Origin of the sequence: Zoogloea sp. (genome assembly GCF_028689785.1) — a bacterium.
Taxonomy (GTDB): domain Bacteria; phylum Pseudomonadota; class Gammaproteobacteria; order Burkholderiales; family Rhodocyclaceae; genus Zoogloea.
On sequence record NZ_JAQVCN010000015.1, the window covers coordinates 70503 to 78076 of the forward strand.

The 7574-nt window shown below is 66.2% G+C and carries 7 protein-coding genes; 1 reads left to right on the forward strand and 6 read right to left on the reverse strand.

Going from position 1 to position 7574, the window contains the following annotated elements; translation table 11 throughout:
• Window positions 1–112: 112 nt before the first annotated feature.
• On the reverse strand, window positions 113–1432 hold the full coding sequence (locus PHI64_RS09275; RefSeq protein ID WP_299881920.1) for an FAD-binding oxidoreductase: 1320 nt from the start codon (window positions 1430–1432) through the stop codon (window positions 113–115).
• Between the two features lie 106 nt (window positions 1433–1538).
• Here PHI64_RS09275 and PHI64_RS09280 point away from each other — a divergent pair, with 106 nt between their 5' ends.
• A complete protein-coding gene (locus PHI64_RS09280; RefSeq protein WP_299881922.1) occupies window positions 1539–2507 on the forward strand; it encodes a LysR substrate-binding domain-containing protein in 969 nt (322 codons plus the stop codon).
• A gap of 183 nt (window positions 2508–2690) precedes the next feature.
• On the opposite strand, the gene PHI64_RS09285 is transcribed toward PHI64_RS09280, so the two are convergent.
• The 5 genes from PHI64_RS09285 to PHI64_RS09305 all read right to left on the reverse strand — a co-directional run.
• A complete protein-coding gene (locus tag PHI64_RS09285; RefSeq protein ID WP_299881924.1) occupies window positions 2691–3236 on the reverse strand; it encodes a hypothetical protein in 546 nt (181 codons plus the stop codon).
• A gap of 14 nt (window positions 3237–3250) precedes the next feature.
• Window positions 3251–4060 (reverse strand): type IV pili methyl-accepting chemotaxis transducer N-terminal domain-containing protein, encoded by an 810-nt coding sequence (locus tag PHI64_RS09290; protein ID WP_299881926.1) that lies wholly within the window; start codon window positions 4058–4060, stop codon window positions 3251–3253.
• Window position 4061: 1 nt separating this feature from the next.
• The gene (gene tldD, locus PHI64_RS09295; RefSeq protein WP_299881927.1) at window positions 4062–5519 is read right to left on the reverse strand and encodes a metalloprotease TldD; all 1458 of its coding nucleotides are present in this window, start codon (window positions 5517–5519) and stop codon (window positions 4062–4064) included.
• Between the two features lie 28 nt (window positions 5520–5547).
• Window positions 5548–6360, reverse strand: coding sequence for a carbon-nitrogen hydrolase family protein (locus PHI64_RS09300; protein WP_299881928.1), 813 nt, complete (start codon window positions 6358–6360; stop codon window positions 5548–5550).
• Window positions 6357–7574: AsmA-like C-terminal region-containing protein (locus PHI64_RS09305; RefSeq protein ID WP_299881929.1), on the reverse strand; the 1218-nt coding region annotated here is incomplete at its 5' end. The genes PHI64_RS09305 and PHI64_RS09300, both read right to left, overlap by 4 nt.

Below are 7574 nucleotides of genomic sequence, written 5' to 3' on the forward strand. Positions count from 1 at the left end.
GCCATTCTGCCCAGACCTGAAAATCATTGATCTCGGTGTTGGCCTCCTTGAATGCGCATTTGATGAAGGGGGCGATCGCCTATTGACGGCGGTCGCCGCGCCAGGATTTCCGTCAGGCCTCGCGGCCGGCGCGATACTGCCCCCAGCGGAGATTGAGATTCACGCCCATGGACAGGAAGGGCTCCGGCGGATTGGGATTAGGCGGCGGAGAGGAGAGCAGGAAATCGATCAGGTCATTGCGCTGCCCCGCCAGCCAGTCGGCCAGCAAGGTACCGGTGACGGTGCCACGGGTGACACCGAGGCCATTGCAGCACAGCGCGCCATACACATTGGGCGCCAGCTGGCCAAAGAAACCCATGTGATTGCGGGAGAGGGCCAGGGAGCCGCCCCAGGTATATTCAAACTCCACCCCCGGCAACATCGGAAAACGCCGTTCGAAGGAATCGCGATGCCGGCTTACAAATCGATCCAGGTATTTCTGCCGGCTGCGCCCGTCCGGGTTGAAGCTGAAACTATTGCGCACGAACAAGCGGTTGTCATGGGTGCGGCGCAGGGTGGTACCGAAAGGGTCGGCCGGAATCACACCCCAAAATGACTTGCCCCCCAGGGCCGCCTGCTCGTCCTCGGTGAGCACCCGGGTCAGGCTGCCGTAGGTAAAGATGGGCAGCATGGTCCCCTGCAGAAAGCCGAAGCGCATTCCGAAAGCGTTATTGGCGAGAATCAGCTTGTCCGCCGTGATGCGCCCATTGGCATGGCCGAGCACCGTCCGCTCCCCGTATTCCACATCGGTGATCGGCGTGTTCTCGTAAAGGGTCACGTTGGGCGGCAGGCTGTCGGCAAGCCCCTTCACCAGCGCGGCCGGCTGAATGAGCACCGTCCCCGGGGTGAACAGCGCCTTGCGGTAGAAGGACGTGCCGATATGCGCCGGCAGATCCTGCCCGTTGATCATTTCATAGGGCTGACCCAGCTTGTCCAGACCACGTCGATAGGCGTCGAGGACGGCAATACCCCGCTCCTCGATCGCCGCCTGATATTTGCCAGAGGCGCGGAGCTGGCAATCGATCTGATGCGCGTCGACAAGGGAGCGCAGAATGGTCTGCCCCGCCAGATTGAGCCTCAGGCTTGTCCTGGCAGTTTCAATTTCCCCGATGTAATCCTCGGCACCAATATCGTGGGGAAGATCAATTGCAAAGCCGGCATTTCTTCCCGAGGAGCCAAATCCAACCTCCTGGGCCTCGATCAGCACAATCTCGTCATCCGGGAAATTGAGCGCCAATTGCCGTGCGGCGGCGAGCCCGGTAAATCCGGCCCCCACGACCACCCAGCGCGCTTGCGTTGCACCGGAATGCCGTGGCTTTGCCCGGCGGGACTTGCTCAGATGAAACCACCCGCACGTCATGTCGTCAGCAGGCATGGAAGTGACCCTTGCCATCTCGTTGTCTCCGTTTTATTGTTTCTTTACAGCTAATACGGAGTCTAGATATGCGCTCAGGTGGGCACAATCGACCATTTATGCGGGTTATCAATAACGCTGAGTTATGAATAAGCCCACCAACGCCGATCAAACCCTGCTCCGGATGCCCTCCCTGCGAGCCGTGAAGTGCTTTGTGGCAGCAGCCCGCCATCTGAGCTTCACCCGCGCCGCCGAAACCCTGTGTGTCACCCAGGCAGCCATCAGCCGGCAGATCCGAGAACTGGAGGAACACCTGGGAACGACCCTGTTCGAGCGGACGGGGCGCGCCGTCAAGCTGACCCCCGCCGGGTCAATATTCTTCGATGCGGCGCAGCTGTCCTTCATCAACATCGCCCAGGTGGCGACACGCATCCGCAAGGACTACGGCAACACCGACCGGCGCACCCTGACCCTGTGCTGCTCGCCGGCCTTTTCGGTGCTGTGGCTCGCGCACCGGCTGCCCGACTTCTTCAGCGCCCACCCGGACATCGACCTGAATCTGGTGACGACGCAGAACTTCCAGTCCCTGGAGCCCGGGATACACCCCGACATCTTCATCACCAAGATGTCGCGGATCCGGGAGGGCTACGTCAGCACGCCCCTGTTCCACGACCGGATCTACCCGGTGTGCACGCCGGGCTATCTCGACGCCCACCCGGAGATAGGCAACCTGGAGGGAATGAGGGACGGGGTGCTGCTCAACCTGAGCCCCTATGGACGGTCCCAGGTGGCCGAGCATGTGGATTGGGGGGTATGGCTGGCCATCCATCACCTGGATATCGGCGAGCGCCTGCGCCGGGGGCCCCATTACTTCAATGCCAATGACTACACCCTGCTGATCCAGATGGTACTGGGCGAACAGGGGGTGGCCCTGGGCTGGGACCACCTCGTGGCCCCGCTGATCGAGCAAGGCCGCCTGGTCCGGCCTGTCACCCAGGAGGTGGTGCTGGAAGAAACACGCCACTACCTCGCCTATCGCGAGGAAAAAGCCGGCGACGAGGCGCTGGGGCGCTTCCGGAGCTGGTTCCTGGCGCAGGCTGGCCTGCCGGCCTGAGCGCCGACCGGGCTCACTCCACCCCGGGGGAGCGAGCGCCCACGGCCTGCTTGGCGACAGCCTGCTGCGGGGCTTGGCCAGCGCAGCGCTGCCGCCGAACTGGAGACGCTGATGCCCGTCTAGCCCTGGTGAAGGCCGGACGCCCCCGCTGAAGCTCCCCCGCCAGCACAGGCCTGGCGGCATTCAACGGCCGATGCGGATGCCCCAGTTGATACCTCCGCGCCCCCAGGGGTGGCCGGGGCGGGAGTAGGAGCGGAAGGGCTGGCCATAGTAGATCGAGCCGTAGGGATACACCGGGTAGGCGTCCCATGCACCGCGGCGATAGGCCTCGGCCCGGGCCCGGTCGACGGCGGCCGCCTGCTCGGTCTGCTGGCGCACCTTTGCCGCTGCGGCGTTGTCCTGCTCCCAGCGGATCTGGGCTTCAGCGATGGCGTCGAGCACTTCCGGCGCCACGCCCTGTTCGCGCAGGCGCAGGACTTGGGAAGGGCTCAGGGCATGGTGGGTGCCGGTGGTGCGCAGGGTTTCGAGGAGCGTCGCGGTGGGCGTGCCCTGCCGCGAGAGACGCACGATCTCGTCGAGGCTCAGGGGCTGCCCCGGGCGCGCCGCGTCGATGCGAGCGCTCTCGGCCGGGTCAAGCCGGCGCACCGCCCGGGGGTCGGCAGACGGAGGGGTGGCGCAGGCCGCGCCGAGCACGGCCAAGCCGACGATCAGGGGGTAACGCAGGTTCATGCTCATCCGCTCCATCAGCGCTCGGCGGCGGTGGCGAGCTTTTCATAGTGGCCCACCACCAGGTCCATCTGCTCCAGGATGCGCTCGCTGGTGGAGCCCACATCCGTTGCAGCCTTGCGCTGCCCCCCCGCATCACGCATGCCCAGGGCGTTCTGAAAAAAGAACCACTGCTGCTCCACCAGGGCCAGTTCGGACTTGATCTGCGGCGTGTTGACCGCCGCCGCCTTGAGCTCCTCGTGGGCCTTGGCAAACTCTTTCATGGCGGCATCGAGCATCTCGCCGGCCGGTGCGGCGCTAATGTTCATTTGCCGGAAGTAGTAAGCCTTGGCCATGCGCTGGGAGAGCATGCGCTGCCGACCCGAGATATTGACGAGGCGCCCGGCGGGCGAGCCTGCGGCCTTTTCATAGGCCAGGGTCAGCTTGTGGGCAGTGGCCAGCACTGCCTCGCTGGTTGTCCAGATGGTCTTGGCGTCGCTGCGGATATCGGCCAACAGGGGGCGCAGGCGCCCCCAGTCGTGCTCCAGTTGCAGGTACAGGCTGTGCAGCTCGTCGCCGGGCAGCAAGGTCTTGAGCTCGACCAGCTGGGCATCAAACAGGGACACCGACTGGCCCAGAATGATCTGGGCCCGATCAGGCAGCACCCCCATCACGAGCATCAGCCAGGCTTTGGCCGTACGCTGGGAGAGCATGCGCTGGCGCCCGGCCTTGTTGATTGCCGCAGGCAGGGACAGGCCACCGGGTGTTGTGGCCGGAGCCGCCCAGCCCTCTGTCAGGGGTAGCGCACAACATCCACCCGCCAGGGCCAGGAAGCTGCGCCGCTCCATGTCAGCCTCCGGTGCCGCCGACGGTCAGCCCGTCGATGCGCAGGGTTGGCTGGCCGACGCCCACCGGGACGCTCTGGCCGTCCTTGCCGCAGGTGCCGACGCCCGGATCGAGGGCCATGTCGTTGCCGATCATCGAGACGCGGGTCAGGCAGTCGGGGCCGTTGCCGATCAGGGTGGCGCCCTTCACGGGGCAAGTCACCTTGCCGTCTTCGATGAGGTAGCACTCGGAGGTGGAGAACACGAACTTGCCGGAGGTGATGTCCACCTGGCCGCCACCGAAGTTGGCGGCGTAGAGGCCGTTCTTGACAGAGGCGATGATCTCGGCGGGCTCGTGCTGGCCGGCCAGCATGATGGTGTTGGTCATGCGCGGCAGGGGCAGGTGGGCGAAGGACTCGCGGCGCCCGTTGCCGGTGGGCTTGACGCCCATCAGGCGGGCGTTGAGGGTGTCCTGCATGTAGCCGGTGAGGATGCCGTCCTCGATCAGCACGGTGCGCTGGGTGGGGTTGCCTTCGTCATCGATGGTCAGGGAGCCACGGCGGTCCGGCAGGGTGCCGTCGTCCACCACGGTGACGCCCTTGGCCGCCACCTGCTGGCCGATGCGCCCGGCAAAGGCGGAGCTCTCCTTGCGGTTGAAGTCGCCCTCCAGGCCGTGACCGATGGCTTCGTGGAGCAGGATGCCGGGCCAGCCGTTGCCGAGCACCACGGTCATCAGGCCAGCTGGTGCCGGACCGGCACTCAGATTGACACGCGCCTGATGCACCGCCGCACGGGCAAAGCCGGTGAGCACCTCGTCGCTGAAGTGGCTGTAGTCGTAGCGCCCGCCGCCGCCTCCGGAGCCCTGCTCGCGGCGGCCGTTCTCTTCCATGATGACCGTCACCGACACACGCACCAGAGGACGCACGTCGGCCGCCAGGTGGCCGTCACTGCGGGCCACCATCACCACCTCCCAGGAGCCGACCAGGCTGGCCATCACCTCCTTGACCCGCGGGTCTTCCGCCCGGGCCATGGCTTCAAGGCGCTCCAGCAGCTTGACCTTGCTCACGTCGTCGAGGGAGCCCTGGGGGTTGTCGGGGATGTACAGGGCGGCCGGTGACTTCTTTGCCGCCTCGATCTTGTGGGTCTTGCGGCGGCCGCTGTCGGCAATCGCCCGGGTGGCGTCGGCAGCATCCTTGAGGGCCTTCAGGCTGATGTCGTCGGAGTAGGCGAAGGCGGTCTTCTCGCCGGTGATGGCGCGCACGCCGACGCCCTGCTCGATGTTGAAGCTACCCGACTTGACGATACCCTCTTCGAGGCTCCAGGCCTCGGAGCGGTGATACTGGAAGTACAGATCAGCGTAGTCGAGCTTGTGGCGGAAGAGCTTGCCGAAGACCTTGTCGAGATCCTCGAAGTCCAGGTCGTAGGGCTTGAGCAGCAGCTTGCTGGCGGTCTTCAGGGGATTGGGGGGCGGATTCTTGCTCATGATCTCTCGGGGATGAATTCGGTCTGGTTTAACTGATCTTGCGGTGGCGCAGGGCAGGCAGGCTCGCGCGGACGTCGGCGATGCGGGCCGGGTCCAGGTCGGCCACGACCACGCCGGGGCCTTCGGGCAGGCGCGCCAGGACCTCGCCCCAGGGATCGATGATCATGCTGTCGCCCCAGGTGCGCCGGCCACTGGGATGGCGCCCGCCTTGGGCGCTGGCCAGCACGTAGCACTGGTTCTCGATGGCCCGGGCACGCAGCAGGACTTCCCAGTGGGCCTGGCCGGTGGTGTAAGTGAAGGCGGCAGGCAGGACGATCAGGTTCACCTCGCCCATGGCCCGGAAAAGCTCCGGGAAGCGCAGGTCGTAGCAGATCGACAGACCGATCTGGCCGCAGGGCCCGTCGAAGGCGACCACTTCGTTGCCGGCCTCGATGGTCGCAGACTCGTTGTAGCACTCCTCGCCCTTGCGGAAACCAAAGAGGTGCACCTTGTCATAGCGGGCCACCCGCCGGCCCTCGTCGTCGAAAACCAGGGTGGAGTTCTTGACCTTGTCGGGGCTGCCGGCCTCCATGGGGCAGGAGCCGCCGATCAGCCACAGCTTGTGGCGCCGCGCCGCGTCCCGCAGGAAGTTCTGCAGCGGGCCATCGCCCTCCTGCTCGCGGATGCGCACCTTGGCGGTCTCATCGCCGGTGATAAGGGGAAAGTACTCGGGCAGCACCGCCAGGCGGGCGCCAGCGGCAGCGGCCTCACCGAGCAGGCGGTCGGCCTCGACCAGGTTGCGGTCCACGTCCGGGCCGGAAACCATCTGGATGGCGGCGATTCGGCACACCGATGTGTTCATGGAGAAGTCCTTGGCGGGACGGAAGGTTGAGGTGAGGCCGCGGGAAGGTCCGAAAGTTTCTCCACCTTGGGATCGGACCAGCCGCCGGTCACGGCATATTCAAAACTGAAGAGCTTTTCCACAGGGTCGCGCAGGGCCTTCTGGACCAGGTAGGCAGCCAGCCCCAGCGCCGGGTTGATGGCGCCGGTGGTGGCAATGGCGGAACCCACCGCGATGGATTCGGAGAGGGTCGGCTGCACCTTGACCCGCAGGTTCTGGGTTTCGCGTGCCGCGTCGGCCTCGCCGGTCATGAAGACTCGCGCCGCCGGGCCGAAGATCTCAAGATCATCGGTCCGCAGCACGCCGCTATCGAGCCGGATGCTACCGGAAATGCGGTCGAAGGCGAATCCTTCGGAAAACACGTCGCGAAAATCCAGGGTGATGCGCCGCGGCAGGGCCTGCAAGTTGAGCACCCCGAGCAGGCGCCCGACCCCCGGCTCAAGCTGGGTGAACTGGCCGCTTTCGACCCGCACGCTCATCCGCCCCCCCAGGCTGGGCAGGTGCAGCGCCGTCGGCGGCCCCTTCCACACCACCTGGCCCTCCAGGTTGCCATGGCCACGGCGCACGGCCTCGGGGTAGCCGAGGCGGCTGAGCATCTTCTCGACGCTGCCCACTTCCAGCTTGAAGTTGAGGCGGGTCTCCTCCCGCGCGCCCGGCCGCCACACCCCGTCACCGCTCAGGCTACCGTCCGAGCTGACAATGCTGAGTTGCTCCAGGCGCCAGTTGTCCCCCCGATTGGCGGCCTTCAGATCGAGGCGCCCGAGGGCTCGGCCGCGCAAGATGAAGCTCTCGGCAGTCACGTCGAGGCCGGGCAACGCAGACAGGCGCTCCTCGTCGGCGACGGCAGCCGGCTCGGCACCTTTTGGCGCGCTCTGGGCAGAGCCGACGGAGAGCTGCTTGAAGCGCGCCTGAAGACGGCCCCGGCCCTGGTCGCGCCACAGGATGTCACCGCTGGCCTCCTTGCTGCTGAGGCGGGCCTGCCAGCCGCCCTCCTCCATCACGGCACGCAGGTTCACGTCGCCCAGGCGCTGGCCCAGGATGAGCAGTTCGCCGGCCCGCAGAGCCAGCCTGGAGAGCGGGAAGGCGCTGGCACTCTCGGCGCTGTCGGTCGCCCCTGGCGTCGACTTGCCGGCGAGAGCCTTGCGCCACGCGTCGGCATCCAGCCGATCGGCCCG